At 72.0% G+C, this 15,221-nt stretch carries 14 protein-coding genes; 11 read left to right on the forward strand and 3 right to left on the reverse strand.

Annotated elements, in window-relative coordinates:
• Positions 1–143 precede the first annotated feature (143 nt).
• On the forward strand, positions 144–755 hold the full coding sequence (locus ACFYMO_RS05655; protein ID WP_366769927.1) for a hypothetical protein: 612 nt from the start codon (positions 144–146) through the stop codon (positions 753–755).
• A gap of 185 nt (positions 756–940) precedes the next feature.
• A complete protein-coding gene (locus ACFYMO_RS05660; protein WP_019359742.1) occupies positions 941–1,525 on the forward strand; it encodes a TerD family protein in 585 nt (194 codons plus the stop codon).
• A gap of 308 nt (positions 1,526–1,833) precedes the next feature.
• On the opposite strand, the gene ACFYMO_RS05665 is transcribed toward ACFYMO_RS05660, so the two are convergent.
• Positions 1,834–2,511, reverse strand: a complete 678-nt coding sequence (locus ACFYMO_RS05665) for a GntR family transcriptional regulator (protein WP_366769926.1) — start codon at positions 2,509–2,511, stop codon at positions 1,834–1,836.
• A 144-nt stretch (positions 2,512–2,655) separates the two neighbouring features.
• Between ACFYMO_RS05665 and ACFYMO_RS05670 the strand changes: the two genes are divergently transcribed.
• The 4 genes from ACFYMO_RS05670 (at position 2,656) to madM (ending at position 7,012) form a co-directional block, all read left to right on the forward strand.
• Positions 2,656–4,068, forward strand: a complete 1,413-nt coding sequence (locus ACFYMO_RS05670) for a malonyl-CoA decarboxylase domain-containing protein (protein ID WP_366769925.1) — start codon at positions 2,656–2,658, stop codon at positions 4,066–4,068.
• 91 nt (positions 4,069–4,159) lie between these two features.
• Entirely contained in the window at positions 4,160–5,689 is a 1,530-nt protein-coding gene (locus ACFYMO_RS05675) for an AMP-binding protein (protein ID WP_388544419.1), read from the forward strand.
• 155 nt (positions 5,690–5,844) lie between these two features.
• Positions 5,845–6,246: a malonate transporter subunit MadL gene (gene madL / locus ACFYMO_RS05680; RefSeq protein WP_388544422.1), complete on the forward strand. Its 402-nt coding sequence runs from the start codon at positions 5,845–5,847 to the stop codon at positions 6,244–6,246.
• A gap of 1 nt (position 6,247) precedes the next feature.
• Positions 6,248–7,012, forward strand: coding sequence for a malonate transporter subunit MadM (gene madM / locus ACFYMO_RS05685; protein WP_388544425.1), 765 nt, complete (start codon positions 6,248–6,250; stop codon positions 7,010–7,012).
• A gap of 175 nt (positions 7,013–7,187) precedes the next feature.
• Here madM and ACFYMO_RS05690 read toward each other — a convergent pair whose 3' ends face one another.
• On the reverse strand, positions 7,188–7,880 hold the full coding sequence (locus ACFYMO_RS05690) for a haloacid dehalogenase type II (protein ID WP_366769920.1): 693 nt from the start codon (positions 7,878–7,880) through the stop codon (positions 7,188–7,190).
• Positions 7,881–8,103: 223 nt separating this feature from the next.
• On the opposite strand from ACFYMO_RS05690, the gene ACFYMO_RS05695 reads away from it, so the two are divergent.
• The 5 genes from ACFYMO_RS05695 to ACFYMO_RS05715 all read left to right on the forward strand — a co-directional run bounded on the left by ACFYMO_RS05695 (position 8,104) and on the right by ACFYMO_RS05715 (position 14,091).
• Complete coding sequence (locus ACFYMO_RS05695) at positions 8,104–8,700, forward strand: ABATE domain-containing protein (protein ID WP_366769919.1); 597 nt, start codon at positions 8,104–8,106, stop codon at positions 8,698–8,700.
• A gap of 315 nt (positions 8,701–9,015) precedes the next feature.
• A complete protein-coding gene (locus ACFYMO_RS05700; RefSeq protein WP_388544429.1) occupies positions 9,016–9,447 on the forward strand; it encodes a cation-transporting P-type ATPase in 432 nt (143 codons plus the stop codon).
• A gap of 46 nt (positions 9,448–9,493) precedes the next feature.
• Positions 9,494–11,491: a plasma-membrane proton-efflux P-type ATPase gene (locus tag ACFYMO_RS05705; protein WP_388544650.1), complete on the forward strand. Its 1,998-nt coding sequence runs from the start codon at positions 9,494–9,496 to the stop codon at positions 11,489–11,491.
• 121 nt (positions 11,492–11,612) lie between these two features.
• Positions 11,613–12,923, forward strand: coding sequence for a sugar phosphate nucleotidyltransferase (locus ACFYMO_RS05710; protein ID WP_388544432.1), 1,311 nt, complete (start codon positions 11,613–11,615; stop codon positions 12,921–12,923).
• A 10-nt stretch (positions 12,924–12,933) separates the two neighbouring features.
• Positions 12,934–14,091: a hypothetical protein gene (locus ACFYMO_RS05715; RefSeq protein WP_366769916.1), complete on the forward strand. Its 1,158-nt coding sequence runs from the start codon at positions 12,934–12,936 to the stop codon at positions 14,089–14,091.
• A 135-nt stretch (positions 14,092–14,226) separates the two neighbouring features.
• On the opposite strand, the gene ACFYMO_RS05720 is transcribed toward ACFYMO_RS05715, so the two are convergent.
• Positions 14,227–15,126, reverse strand: a complete 900-nt coding sequence (locus ACFYMO_RS05720) for a ferritin family protein (protein WP_366769915.1) — start codon at positions 15,124–15,126, stop codon at positions 14,227–14,229.
• Between the last annotated feature and the right edge of the window lie 95 nt (positions 15,127–15,221).

Raw genomic sequence — 15,221 nt, forward strand, 5'->3', positions numbered from 1 at the left:
GGGCGCACCACCGCGTCCGAGGGGCGCGGGAGGCGCGGGTGTACAGCCCCCCCGTCACCTGCGGGGACGAGGATGTCGCCCCGAACGAGGGAACGCGTGGGCCAATCCGCCCCCGTCCGGGCGCCGGGCGCAAGGATGCGGCCATGTCGTCCTCACGTCTTCGCTCTCTCGCCCGCCGGGCGCTGCCGCTCGTCCTCATCGCCCAGGCCGCTCTCGGGGCGGCCGCCGCCCCGGCCGCCGCGTGTCCCGGGAGCACCTGCGGCGGCTCCGTCGTCGTGGCTCCGCTCTCCCAGGAGCCGCCCGACCCGGGCCCCTGCACCAGCCCGGAGAAGGTCGTGTGTATGATCCGGGCCGAGGCTCCGGAGGGGCGTGCCGAGTCCCGCGAGGTCCGGATGCGCTACCACGCGCTGCTGGGCGAGATGGATCGCAGGGAGTGTGCGATGCGCGCCCGGGGCCGCTCGGAGGAGGAGATCGCCCGGGAGCTGGTGCGGATGCGCAACGAGGCCAAGGAGATCACCCGCGCCGGGATGTCGGCGGCGGAGGTGAGGCGGCTGGAGGAGCGCAACCAGGAGAAGTACGGCAACCCGCTGGGCCCCACAGCTGACCAGCTGCACGCCAAGTACGGCTCCTGGCGGGCGGTCAGCGACGCCGCGACCCGCTCCAGCCGTGCCGTGGACAGCGAACTGGGGCTGGAGTACCGGCCCTGCCCCTGCGGTACGGAGGCGTCGTCGCGCACGGCGGCCCTCCTCGGCTGACACCGCGCCGGTCTGCGGGGGCGCATCGGGCCTCGTCGGTCCGGTCGGTCTTCCCGCGGGGCCGGAACCTTCGCGCGCGGTCGGCAGTTCTACAGTGCTGTAGACGCCGGTTGTCAAGACCACCGGCCGAGAAGCGAGCCGGAGCAGTCGCCCGGGCTCCACCGTTCCAAACTGGAGGCTTACGGATGATCACGCTGACGAAGGAAGACGAGCCGGCCGACCTGGACGGCGTCACGCACCTGTCCATCGGTGCGTCCTGGGACCCCACCGCCGGGAGCAGCGGAGGGGTACTGGGCAAGATCCGCCGCAAGGCGGGCACCGACCTCGACCTGATCGCGATCGCCATGCAGGGACCGGACCCGGTGCGGATAGCAGGTCTGGACTCCCTCGACCCGTTGGGGAACGGATCGCTGCTGCACACGGGCGACAATCAGACCGGGCACGGGGACGGGGACGACGAGACGGTGACCGTCGAGTTCGAACGGATCCCGTCCAACCTCACCTCGATCGTCTTCGTCGCGGCCGCCTACAAGCGGGGCAGCGCGTTCCAGCGGGCGCGGAACATCAGCTTCAAGGTGTACGACGCGACGGGCGGCAGTTCCCAGCAGGTCGCCGACATCTGGCCGAGCCTGCTCACCGACGACAACGCCTGTGCTGTGGCCAAGGCGATGCGGGTCGGCACCGGCTGGAAGCTCAAGGTGATCAACGAGACCGGGAAGGTCAAGCAGGGCAACGAGCAGTCCCTGATGCGCTTCGCCGTGGACAAGTGAGCGGCGTCCGGCAGCTTCTCCGCCGGGCCGCCGGGCCGGTGCGGTCTTCCGCGCGCTGAGGCGACTTCCGCCGCACCGTGCGGCCCCGCTGCGGGAGGGCCGAGTGACGGCGGTGCTGCGTGTGCCACGAGGGGCGGCCTTCCGGGGCCGCCCCTCGGACCGTTCGCAACAACCCGACCCGGCACGGCGCTGACCTGTGACACCCGGGTCGTCCGCCCGCGCAGCGCTCGCTCACGGCGGCACATGGACCGGGCCCGGCGTACGGACCGAGCCCGCGGCGTCGAAGGGGCGGGCACCGCGGGGCGGACTCAACCGGCTGCGGATGCCGACCGGTTGAGATGCCTCCAGGTCCGTATCAATTGGCTGAACTCCTTGACCTGGACCAGGACGTGGTCCCGCGCGGCGTTCTCGGCGGTCTCCGCGTCGCCGGCTGCGATGGCCTCGGCTATCCGGCTGTGCTCGGTCAGGGAGCGCCGCATGCGGTCGGGCACCCGCAACTGCAGCCGCCGGTAAGGCTGCAGGACTCTTTTGAGCGCGTGTACCTGCTGGCGCAGATATTCGTTGCCGCAGGAGTCGTAGACGATGCCGTGGAAGCAGGCGTTGGCGTAGTAGTAGCGGTCGGCGTCGCCGGCCAGCGCGTGGATCTCGCATTCGCGCAGCGCGCGTTCCAACTCGTCCAGCGCCTCCTGTTCGATCCGCCGGGCGGAGAGCCGCGCCGCCATCCCCTCGAGTTCCGCCATGACTTCGAACCGCTCGGCCAGTTCGGAGACGCTCAACTCGGTGACGTACGTGCCCTGTTTGGCGCGGATCTGCACCAGTCCGGACCGCTCCAGTGCCTGGAGGGCTTCCCGGACCGGTGTGCGGGAGCAGCCGAACTCCCGCTCCAGCCGCGCGGGGTCCAGCCGCTCGCCGGGGCGGTAGCGGCCGTCGACGACGGCGTTCTCCAGCGCGTCCCGTACGCGCTGGGATTCCGGGACTCGAGCCATGCGCACCTCCGAACGGTCAGGTTATCCCGTCATCCATGGCGCCCAGGGGGTAGCGCGCCATACTCATGTGCTTTACGGTGCGGCTGTTATATACATCACGCCCCATGATGCATACCCAGGGGCGACGGGACGCGGAGGGCGGGAATGGAACCTCAGGACGGCAGGCTGCTGACCGGGCAGTACCGGAACTCCGGCAGCCGCCCGGACCCCACCCGGGCGGCCGGAGGCCACCGCCACCCTCCGCTGGACCGGCTGTCGGCGGCCTGCGAGGTGCTGATGGGGCACGCGGGCGAAGCCTCGATGCGCACGGTGGCGGCAGCCGCCCTCGCTGCCTACGGCGAACTCGACGACCACGGCAAGCGGGCGTTCTTCACCCGCGTCACCAGCGCCTACGACGCCTCGCCCGACCGGGTCCGCACCGCCTTCCGCAGTTGGGAGGCGGCCCGCAGCCGCGGATCCCGGGGCGCGGAGGAACTGGTCCAGCTCTTCGACGAGGTCGAGCCGCCCCGCCAACTGCTGCTGCGCCGGATGAACCACGCGCCCGGCGCCACCCTCGCCCTGGTCGGCATGCGTGCGGATCTGCGTCGGCTGATGCGCTCCGACCCGCGGCTGCGGCCCCTCGACCACGACTTCCACCACCTGCTCACCTCCTGGTTCAACCGCGGCTTTCTGCGGATGTCGGAGGTCGGCTGGGAGGCGCCCGAGGAACTGCACCAGTACCTGCTGCGCGGCGAGAAGGTGCATCCGATGGCGAGCAGGGCCGAACTCCGGCGCCGCCTGCAGCCCGAGGACCGCCGCGTCTACGCCTTCTTCCACCCCGCCACCGGGGACGTGCCGCTGATCTTCGTGGAGATCGCCCTCGTCCGGGGGATGCCGGACAGCATCGCGCCTCTGCTGGAGCCCGGACCGGCACTGGACCCCGCGCAGGCGGACACGGCCGCTCTCTACTCGATCAACAACGCCCTGGACGGCCTGGCCGGAGTCTCCTTCGGCAGCTTCCTCATCAAGCAGGTCATCGAAGACGTGGGGGAGCAGCTTCCGCAGCTGCGGCAGTTCGCCACGCTCTCGCCCGTCCCCGGCTTCCGGCGCTGGCTCACCGAGCAGGCCGAGCGGGAGGACGGACTGCGGACGCTGCTCGCGGAACTGGAGTCGGCGGAGCGGCAGGGAGATCCCGCGGCCGCGGACGTCGAAGGGACGCGTTCCCGGCTCCTGCCGGTGCTGGCCCGGTACATCGCCGTCGAACGGCACGAGGACGGCCGTCCGCTCGACCCGGTCGCCCGGTTCCACCTGGGCAACGGGGCCGCCGCCTGGCAGGTCAACTGGCCGGCGAACGAGGCACCGGAGGCCTGGCGGCAGTCCTTCGGCGCGATGGTCAACTACCGCTACGAGCCGGAGCACGTCGAGCGGCGGCACGAGGAGTTCGTCCGCCACCGCACGGTGGCACTGGGCGGTCCGCTGCGAGCCGCCCTGCCGCACCACGACCGGCCCCCCGCCGCGGGGACCGGCACGGCGGACGGCCGGACCGCGCAGCGCGGGTCAGCGCACCCCCGGAGCTGACGCCCGTATCGGCGGCGCGCACGGTGCAACCGGACGGACCGTCCAGCGCAGCAGTGCCGACCACGCACATCAACAGAAAGGAGCACTCCGGATGGCACCCTTCCCGACCATCCACCGGGCCTTCGCCGAGCAGGCGGAGCGGCGGCCGGACAAGGCCCTCTTCGAACTGCCCGGCGGGCGGGTCCTCACCTACGGCGACACCGCGACGGCGGTGCGCCGGATCGCCGCCCGGCTCGTCGCCGACGGCGTCGCCCCGGGCGACCGGGTCGCCATGCAGGTGGAGAAGTCCCCGGAGGCCGTCGCGCTGTATCTGGCGACGCTGCGGATCGGCGGGGTCTTCCTGCCGCTCAACCCCGCCTACACCGGTGCGGAGACGGACTACTTCCTCCAGGACGCCGAGCCGCGGGTGCTCGTGTGCGCTCCGCGGCACCGAGCCGCACACGCGCACCACGAAGCGACCGGACTCGTGGTCGAGACGCTGGGCACCGACGGCGACGGCAGCCTCCTCGACGCTCCGGAGGACGGCGGTGCCGTACCGGTCCACGAGGCCGCCGCCGGCGACCCGGCGGCGATCCTGTACACCTCCGGTACGACCGGCCGCTCCAAGGGCGCGGTGCTCACCCACGGCAACCTGACCAGCAACTGCGAAGCGCTGCTGGAGAGCTGGCGCTTCACCGCGGAGGACCGGCTGATCCACGCCTTGCCCGTCTTCCACATCCACGGGCTGTTCGTCGCGGCGAACATGGCGCTGACCTCCGGTGCCTCCATGTACTACCTGCCGAAGTTCGACCCGGACCAGATCCTCGACCTGCTGCCGACGGCCACGGTGCTGATGGGTGTGCCCACCTTCTACACCCGGCTGCTGAGGAACGAGCGCCTCACCCGGGAGTCCTGCGCCGCCATGCGGCTCTTCGTCTCCGGCTCGGCCCCGCTGCTCGCGAGCGACCACGCGGCGTTCGAGGCCCGTACCGGCCACGCCATCCTGGAGCGCTACGGGATGACCGAGACCGGTATGAACGCCACCAACCCCTGCACCGGCGGCCCCCGCAAGCCCGGTACGGTCGGCAGGCCGCTCCCGGGCACCGAGATCCGGGTGGTGGACGCAGGAACCGGCCGGGTGCTGCCCCACGGCGAGGTCGGCAGCATCGAGGTCCGCGGCCCCAACGTCTTCACCGGCTACTGGCGGATGCCCGAGAAGACCGCCTCGGAGTTCCGTGCCGACGGGTTCTTCGTCACCGGCGATCTGGGCCGCTTCGACGAGGACGGCTATCTGAGCATCGTCGGCCGGGGCAAGGACCTGGTGATCTCCGGTGGTTACAACATCTACCCCAAGGAGGTCGAGGAACTGCTCGACGCCCACCCGCAGGTGCTGGAGTCCGCGGTGATCGGGGTGCCCCACCCGGACTTCGGCGAGACCGTGGTCGCCGTCGTCGTCCCGGTCCCGGGGCAGCGGCCACGGGAGGGCGAACTGCTGGACTTCGTCGCGGGCGATCTGGCCCGGTTCAAACACCCACGTGCCGTTCGCGTCGTCGAGACGCTGCCGCGCAATGTCATGGGCAAGGTGCAGAAGGCCGAACTGCGTGCACGCTACGGCGACCTGTTCGCCGGGGTGGGTGCCTGACTCCCGGAGTCGGACGCCCCCATGTCCCCACACCCCGCGGCGTCTCCCGCCTCGGCGGGCTCCACGCCCCCAGGGGCCGCCGAGCGGACCGATGAGCCGCTCGGCCCGGCCGCTTGATTTTCCGGTTTCAACAGTCTCTCAGTGCGGAGAAGACGATGGTTATCCATGGAGTGGCAGCACTGGCGTTGTGCATGCTCGCGGGCACGCTCGTCGGTGAGGTGCTCGGCGCCGCTGTCGGTGTCGACGCCAACGTCGGCGGAGTCGGGTTCGCCATGATCATGCTGGTGCTGGTCACCAGTTGGCTCCGGAGGAAGGGCTGGTTCCCCGAACCCAGTGAGCAGGGAGTGCTCTTCTGGAGCGCGCTGTACATACCGATCGTCATCGCCATGGCCGCCACCCAGAACGTGGTCAAGGCGGTCACCGGCGGTCCGATGGCCATCCTGGCGGGCCTCGCCGCGCTCGTCGCGGGAGGCGCTCTGGTACCGGTGCTGGGGCGGATGGGCGGGACGGCGGAGCCGCTGCCGCCGCAGGCCGCCGAGGAAAAGCAGGAGGTCTGAGATGGACACGCTCGTCTCCGTCTTCGAGGACAACGGTCTCCTGGTGGCCTTCGCGCTGATCGGCGGGCTGATGATGCTCTCCGGCTGGCTCTCCAAGGCCCTGACCCGGGGCCGGCTGCAGGGGTCCGCCGTCGCCATCCTGCTCGGGCTGGTGCTCGCCTACTGGGGAGGTGCGGCGACCGGCGGCGAGGACGGGCTGGCCGACTTCGCCGCGTTCTCCGGGCTGAGCCTGATGGGCGGCGCGATGCTGCGGGACTTCGCCATCGTCGCCACCGCGTACGGCGTCGACCTTCAGCAGATCAAGCGGGCCGGACCGGCGGGCGCGCTCTCGGTCCTGCTGGGAGTGCTCGTCTCGTTCGTGGCGGGGTCCGTCGTCGCGGCGGCCTTCGGCTACACGGACGCCGCGTCGATGGCGACCATCGGTGCCGGTGCGGCCACCTACATCGTCGGCCCGGTGACCGGCACGGCGGTGGGCGCCAGTTCGGAGGTCATCGCCCTGTCGGTGGCGGCCGGACTGGTGAAGTCCGTCGTGGTGATGGTGGGGACGCCGCTGATCGCCCCCATGATCGGTCTGAACAACCCGAAGACCGCGATGGCCTTCGGCGGCCTGATGGGCACCACTTCCGGCGTGGCGGGCGGCCTGGCGGCCACCGACAAGCGGCTGGTGCCCTACGGCGCCATGACGGCCACCTTCTACACCGGCGTGGGCTGCCTGCTCGGCCCCTCGCTGCTGTACGTGACGCTGCGGGCGATCGTCGGCGGATGAGACGGCCGGCCGCCCGTCGCGGTCCCGGTGCGCCGCGCCCGGAGCTCTCTTCGGTGGCGGCGCGCCGGACCGCGGGGAGGGAGCCGCTGTCGGCGGTACGCGGGAGACGCCGCCCGTCCGTCCGCTGGGAGGAGACGGACGGCCGTCCGGCCCGGCGGCTGCGCCGCGAGGGCCACTACGCCCGGGTGAGCACGGCCGCCAGCTCCTCCAGACCGTCCGTCCGCAGCTCGAAGGTGTCACCCGGCGCCGGCGGATCGCCGACCGGCCGCTGGACATAGGCGGTGCACATCCCCGCCGCCTGGGCGCCCCGGAGGTCCCAGGCGTGGGCGGCGACCATCAGCACCCGCTCCGCCGGGCAGCCCGCCGCGTCGAGCGCGAGCTGGTAGACCTCCGGTGCGGGCTTGTAGGCGCGGGCGTCCTCGGCGGACAGCGCCTGGTGCCAGCGCAGGCCCGCGAAGTGGTTGAGGCGGGGGAGCACGGCTCGGCCGGCGTTGGAGAGACCCAGCACGGGGAAGCGCCGCGCGATGCGGGCGAGCCCGGTCTGCGAGTCCTCCCATGGGGGCAGCCGCCGCCCCGCGCCGGCCAGCCGCTCGACGGCCGCCGGATCGGCGACTCCGGCGCGGTCGGCCACCCGGTGCGCCGCCTCGCGGTCGATGACGTCGGTGCCCGCATAGGCCCGTCGCCCCTCCCGGATGCGTTCCTGCTCGTGCGCGACGTGCTCGTGCCACACCGCGAGCAGTCGGTCCGCGGACACGTCGTCGGCGTCGGGCACCGCCTCGCGGACGGCGGCCCGGAGGCCGCCGGGCTCGTCGACCATCGTTCCGAGCACGTCGAATACGACGACCTCGATGTCGGGTGTCTCGGCCATCCGGTCTCCTGCTCCTGGTGTCGGGCCGGCGGTGGGCCCGGCTCTGTCACGGACACCGGTGCGACTGGGGTCCGCCCGGTGCCTGCGCACGCTCCGCGTGGATGCGGTCGCCGTGCGCGGCGGGCGGTCCGGCGCACCGGACGTCTCCGTCACCGGTTCAGATGGTGACGGAGTCTGTCCGCTGATTGTTGCGCCGTGACGCGTCACCGGTCAAGATGGTGATGTGAGATTCGCATTCGTCAGCGGCAATCCGGCCCTGGACCTGGTGGGCACCGTGGGATACCGGCGGGACGAGCCCGTGGACCTGCTGGACGCCCCTGCCGCTCTTGAGCAGTGGGTCCGGGAGTGCGAGGAGCTGCCCGATCATGTGACCGCCGACGCCGCGGACTTCGCCTCCGCGCTGCGGCTGCGGGAGGCGGTCCACCGGCTGGCGCTCGACCGCCTGGCGGGCCGCCCCTTCGCGCCCGCCGAACTGGACGTCGTCAACAGCGCCGCCGCCGGGCCGGTACCCGCGGTCGAACTCGGCGACGGAGGTCTGCGCCGGTCGGGGGATCTGCGCTCCGCGCTGGTCCAGGTCGCCCGCAGCGCGGTCGCCGTGCTGGCCGACCGCAGTGTGCCGCTGAAGGAGTGCGGCCGCGCGGGCTGCACCCGCCTCTACCTCGACCGCTCCCGCGGTGCACGCCGTACCTGGTGCGGTATGGACGCCTGCGGCAACCGCGTCAAGGCCGCCGCCTACCGCGCCCGCCGGCAGGCGGCCCGGCAGGGCCCCGAGGCGGCGGGCCGGTCAGGGGCGGCCCCGGGGACGGAACGCGCGGGGTAGGCGGCACAGGCGTCGGTCGCTTCGCCGCGCTCCTCCGCACGGCCGGTCGCCCGAGGCGGCCCGCCCAGACCGCAGACGCCGTCGTCTCCGTGCCGTCCGCCGCGCGTGCTCCCGGCTGCGGCGCACCCGGCGACCGCGTCGCGGAGCCGTTCGGACGCACGCGTCGGCGCGTCGCTGCGGTGTCCGCCGCCCCGCTTGCGAGTCTGGAATGGGCGACGCGTCCGACGGAGCGGCCAGCGGCTCGGCGGGCCCTCGGCCCCGTGTGATCCGGCCCGCCGCCGGAGTGCGAACGTGCGGGAACGGGAGGATACGCGGATGCCCGGTTCTGCCGCCGGTGACGAGGTCGGTGCTGCGGCGTCTCAGCGGGTCGGCGGACAGCCGGTCCGCGATCAGCGCACCGAGGCGGACGCGCGAGCCGATGCCGGCAAGGGCTCCGACGAGGGGCTCGGTTCCGCGCAGGCGGCCGCCCGGCGGGAGTGCTACGGGCCCAACGCCGTCGAGGAGGAGGAACGCAGCGTCCTCCGGGAGTTCCTGTCCCATTTCTGGGGACCGATCCCGTGGATGATCGAGGCGGCCCTGGTGCTGACGGCGGTGACAGGTCGCTGGGTCGACTTCGCGATCATTCTGGCCCTGCTGCTCCTCAACGGGGTCGTCGGGTTCTGGGAGGAGCATCAGGCGCAGAACGCGATCGCCGCCCTCGCCGAGCGGCTGGCGAAGGTGGCGCGGGTCAGGCGCGACGGGGAGTGAGACGACGGTTCCGGCCGCCGAGCTGGTCCCGGGGGATCTGGTACGGATCGACCGCGGAGGCGTGGTGCCCGCGGACGGGGTCGTGGTCGAGGGCGGCAGCGAGGCGGACGAGTCGGCGCTCACCGGGGAGTCACTGCCGGCGGTCAAGGACGTCGGTGACGGCATGTACTCCGGATCGGCGGTGTCGCGCGGCGGATCCGCGATGCGGGTCCTGGCCACCGGTGCGGACACCGTGTTCGGCCGCACGGCCCAGCTCGCGGGCCGGGCGGCTCCGGTGAGCCACTTCCAGCGCGCGGTCGTCGACATCGGCAAGTATCTGAGTCTGCTCGCGCTCGGATTGGTCGTCGTGATCATCTTGCTCTCGCTGCTGCGCGGCACCGGCGTGAGCCGCACGCTGGAGTTCGCGCTGGTCGTGGTCATCGCCTCGATTCCGGTGGCCCTCCCCGCGGTGCTGTCGGTGACCATGGCCGTCGGAGCCCGGTATCTGGCCAAGCGGGAGGCGGTGGTCAGCCATCTGCCTGCGGTGGAGGAAATGGCCGGAGTGGACGTGCTGTGCGCGGACAAGACCGGCACGATCACCCGCAACGAACTGGCCGTGGCCGAAGTCTTCGTCCTGGCGGAGGGGGTCGAGGAGGGACAGGTGCTGCTGCAGGCAGCCCTCACGGCCGAGCCTGGGGGCGGCGATCCCGTCGACGAGGCGATCCTCCAGGCGTGCGGGGCGGAACGGCCGGCGGACTGGGAGGTCGTCGACTTCACGCCGTTCGACTCCGCCCGCAAATTCGCCCGCGCGCGGGTGCGGGGCCCCGGGCCGGAAAGGGCCGTGGCCAAGGGAGCTGTGCAGGCCGTGCTCGGCCTCGCGCAGGGGGACGATGCGCTCGCGGGGCGTGCGGAGGAGGTGGCACGTGGCTTCGCGCGCCGGGGATACCGCGCGATGGCCGTCGCCTGTACGGACGGCGGCGCGTGGCGGGTGACGGGCATGATCGGATTGCAGGACCCGCCGCGTGCGGATTCCCGGACGACCCTGGAAGCGGCGGGGCGGCTGGGCGTGCAGGTCAGGATGGTGACCGGGGACCGGGTGGAGATCGCGCGCGAGGTCTGCGCACGCGTGGGCCTGGGCACCGGAATCCTGGAGTCGAGCCGGATCGAACAGCTCCGGGGCGAGGAACTCGCCCGCGTGGTCGAGGGGGCGGACGGGTTCGCGCAGGTGGTGCCCGAGGACAAGTACCGCATCGTGCAGGCCCTGCAGGAGCACGGGCACATCGTCGGCATGACCGGCGACGGAGTGAACGACGCTCCGGCCCTGCACCGCGCGGACGCCGGTATCGCGGTCTGCGGCGCCACCGACGCGGCACGGGCGGCCTCCGACATCGTCTTTCTCGCGGCGGGGCTCTCGACGATCGTCGAGGCCGTTCACCGGTCCCGAGAGGTCTTCCGGCGGATGAAGAACTATGCGATCTACCGGATCACCGAGACGCTCCGTGTCGTGCTCTTCGTCACCGCCACGATCGTGGCGTTCGCCTTCTTCCCGGTCACGCCGGTCCAGGTGGTCCTCCTGGCCATCCTCAACGACGCGGCCGTGCTGTCCATCGCCTACGACCGGGTACGGCCCTCCCCGAGGCCGGAACGCTGGGACCTGACCGAGGTCATGGCGATTGCGGCCGTTCTGGGCCTGTTCGGCCTGGCCTCGACTTTCGTGCTGGTCTGGGCGACCCACCTGCCGCTCGGACTGCCGGATACGCAGGTGCGCACCCTGGTCTACCTCAAGTTGTCGGTCAGCGGACATCTCACCGTCTTCCTCGCCCGCACGCGCGGTCCGTTCTGGTCCTACCGACCCTCATGGATCCTGCTCACCGCCGTGATCGGCACCCAGATCGTCGCCACGGTGATCGCCTTGGCCGGCTTCCTGATGCATCCCGTCGGCTGGGGCCCGGTGGGGCTGGTGTGGGGTTGGGCCTTCGCGGAGTTCCTGCTGCTCGACCCGGTCAAGCTGCTGGCCTACCGGGTTCTCGGGCGGCGGGGGAGTGCGGAGGGCGCCGCGACCTGATCCGCCGGAGGGGTCGCGGTCCGGTGCCGACGCCCCCGGGCACCGGTGCTGCTGCGCCGAGATGCGGGTGCGGCCCCGCTCGCGCAGACTGTGGGGGGCGATCGTGATCAGTGGAGCAGCCATGCACGAATCCGGTACGGGGGGTGCAGGCGCCGAAGGGCCCCGGTGGCGTCCCCTGGTATCGGAGGCCTTCAAGTTCGGGCTCGTCGGTGGGGTCGGGATCGCCGTGAATTTCGCGGTTTTCGACCTGAGTCGTCTCCTCACCCCGCTGAGTGTGTTCTGGTGCGGGTTCGTGGGGACGGGCGTGGCGATCGTCGGCAATTATCTCGGATTCCGGTACTTCACCTACCGCGACCGGGACAAGCGGCGCCGCCTCCGGGAGTTCGTCCTGTTCGTCCTCTTCAGTTTGGCCGGGCTCGTCATCGAGAACGGGACGCTGTACGCCGCTACGGTCCGGCTCGGCTGGGAGAGCCCGTTGCAGAGCAATCTGGCCAAAGCCGTGGGGATCGTGGCTGCGACCTGTTTCCGGTTCCTCACCTACCGGACGTGGGTCTTCCGGCCGAACCGTCGGCTCGCCGCGCCGGCTGAAGCCGGGGCCCCTGCGACGACGGCGTCCGGGCCCTGTCCGGCTGCTGCGCGAGTGCTGTCGGGGGGTCACCAGGAACGGAGGACGCCGATGTCCGAAGCCCCGATCGATCAGGCCCTGATTCTGGCGGGCGGCAGGGCGACGCGGATGCGCCCCTATACCGACGATGTGCCCAAAGCGATGGTCCCGGTGGGCGGCGTCCCGATCGTGGCCTACCAACTGGCCTGGCTCGCCCGCCACGGCGTGACCCGGGTGACGATCAGCGGCGGCTACAAGCACGAAGCGATCAGGCGGTACGCCGGGGACGGTTCACGCTTCGGCATGGAGATCCGGTACGCGGTCGAGAGCGAACCGCTGGGGCGAGGCGGTGGTCTGAAGTTCGCGGCGGGACACCTGCCGGCCGCGGACGCGCCGTTCTTCGTACTCAACGGCGATGTGATCACGGTGTTCTCGCTGCCGGAGCTGTCCCGGTTCCACCACCGCAGCGGCGCGGCGGTCACCGTCGCGCTGTCGCCCTATCGCTCGGAGTGGGGCGTCGCCGAACTGGACGAGGACGGCCACCGCATCCGGGGATTCGTCCAGTCGCCCGAACTGCCGTACTGGATCAACGCGGGCGTGTACGTCTTCGGGCCCGAGGCAGTCGGAATGCTCCCCGACAGAGGCGACCACGAGGACCACACCTTCCCTCAGCTGGCCCGGGACGGGAAGCTGTTCGGCTACCGGCTCGGCGGCTACTGGCGCGGCCTGGACACGGTCAATGACGTGCTGCAAGCGGCCGAGGAGGTCCCGAAGGCGGTCGGTGGGCTACCGCCCGCCTTCCGCACGGTTCCGGACGCCCCCGGCTGACGGAGGCGTCATGGCCACCGACTCCACGGCGGTTCTGCGACGCGCCGCCAGACGATGGGCACCGACCGGCCGCATCCTCTCCGCCGCCGTCCCGGCGCTCGGTGTCTACGCCGCGGTACGGCTGACCGGAATCCTCGCGCTGGCGGTCTACGCCTGGACGACCGGCAAGGACCCCGTCGCCCTGCTCGGTCACACCTGGGACGCACGCTGGTATGCGTCGATCGCCGAACACGGCTACGGGACAGTCGTCCGCTCCCGGTTCAGCGATCTGGCCTACTTTCCGCTGCTGCCGGGTCTGGAGCGGACACTGACCACCGTGCTGCCGCTGAGCGTGCCCCGGGCGGGCATCCTCCTCGGCTGGTTCTCGGCGCTGGCCGCAGCCTGGGGCATCCATGCCGTGGGCAGCACGCTCCACGACCGCCGCACGGCGACGTGGCTGGTCATCCTGTGGGGTCTGTGGCCCAACGCGCTGATCCAGACCATGGCCTACGTCGAGTCCCTGATGACCGCCCTGTCGGCCTGGGCCCTCTACGCCGTCCTCACCGGACGGTGGCTGTGGGCCGGTTCCCTCGCACTGCTGGCGGGGCTCGCCCGGCCCAACGGCTTCGCCGCGGCGGCAGCCGTCATCACCGCCGCCGTCCTGGCGGTATGGCGTGACCCGGCCCGGCGCCGGAACCCCGGGCCCTGGGCCGCTCTGGCACTGGCGCCGCTGGGGTGGCTCGGCTACGTCACCTGGGTCGCGGTACGCACCGGCTCACCGACGGGCTACTTCGCCGTACAGCGGGCGTGGGGATCCGAGTTCGACTTCGGCCGCTACAACCTCGGCTTCCTCCTCCGCCTCGTGACCAGCGCAGGGGTGGTCCCCCAGTACCTGGCCGCGGTGGTCGTGCTGGCCGCTCCCGTGGCGCTCTTCCTCCTGGTCCGGGAGCGACCCCCCGTACCGTTGGTGGTCTACACCAGCGTGCTGGTCGTGATCGCACTCGGCGGCGCCCACTACTTCGCCTCCCGGCCCCGCTTCCTCATCCCCGCGTTCCCCCTGCTGTTCGTCGCCGCCCGCTGGGCCTCCGGCACCCGGAAACAGGTCCTGATACCGGTCCTGGCCGGTGCCACGGCGCTCTCTTGCTGGTACGGCGTCTACCTGCTCACCGCGTCCACCGTCGCCCCTTGACCGAAGGCCGCGCCCCTCCGGTTCCCGGTCGGGCGACGAACTCCGGGACCGGTCCTCAGCGGTGCGGCATGCCCGCGCGGGTGCGGGGGCTGCACCGGGCGGCTCCGCCGTACAGCCCCGGCACCCGCGTGCGGTTCAGCCCAGGTGGTGCAGAGCGTGCCGGAACGCGGCGGCATGGCCGGCCTCGTCCCCGGCGATCTCCCTGAACAGCGCCGCGGACTGCCCGTCACCCGCTTCGTCGGCCCGTCGCGCGAAGGTGGGGTACATGACCTCGGCCTCGTAGGTCTCGCCGGCGATGGAGGTGCGCAGGTTGGACGGGGTGTCGGAGACCAGTCCGTCCAGGCGGGCCTCGGCGGCGAAGTGCTCGTGCAGTTCCACCTCGGCCAATCCGCCGAAGAGGCGGGCCAGTTGCTTCTGACCCGTCTCGCGTGCGTGACGGGAGTAGAGCGTGTAGGAGGCGTTGGCCAGCCCTTCGCCGTGCATGGCGTCCTCGAGGTTGGCCCGGGTCCGGGCGGAGGACACCTGCGGCAGCCCGGCCGGTACTTCGACCGGGTCCGTCTTCGGCGGCGCCGGCACCCGGCCACGTCCGGTGGTGACCGCTTCGAGCGCCGAGGCGAGCAGCCGGCGGTGCTCGGCCTCGTCCGCCGCGATCTCCGTGAAGAGCTCGGCCGCGGCCTCGTCCCCGTCCTGCCGGGCCTCTTCGGCGTACGTGGGATACATCGACGTGGCCTCGAAGCGCTCGCCTTCGAGGGCCTGCCGGATGTTGGCCTCGTCGCTTCCCACGTACGCGATCGTCTCGGCCTCCTTGGTGAAGTGGTCATCGAGCTCCACCTCGGCCGCATCGCGGAACAGCTCGGCCACTCGGCGGTGTCCCTCGCGGTCTGCCTGGTCGGCGTAGAACAGGTACGAGGCGTGGGCGAACCCTTCGCCCCGCATCGCGGCGCGGGTGTCCTGCACGGTGCTCAGGGCCGGTGTCCGGGGGTCGGCCAGGGTGGCCTGTGCTCCGGTCACGGACACGGCGGTCGTGAGTGCCAACGCGGTACCTGTCACTCTCGCGAGGCGGGCCAGGGGAAGCGTCATGAGGGGAGTTCTCTCTCTGCGGGGCCAGGGGCCCGGATGGTTGCTGATGC

Origin of the sequence: Streptomyces sp. NPDC007025 (assembly GCF_042869455.1) — a bacterium.
In the GTDB taxonomy this organism is placed as follows: Bacteria; Actinomycetota; Actinomycetes; order Streptomycetales; family Streptomycetaceae; genus Streptomyces.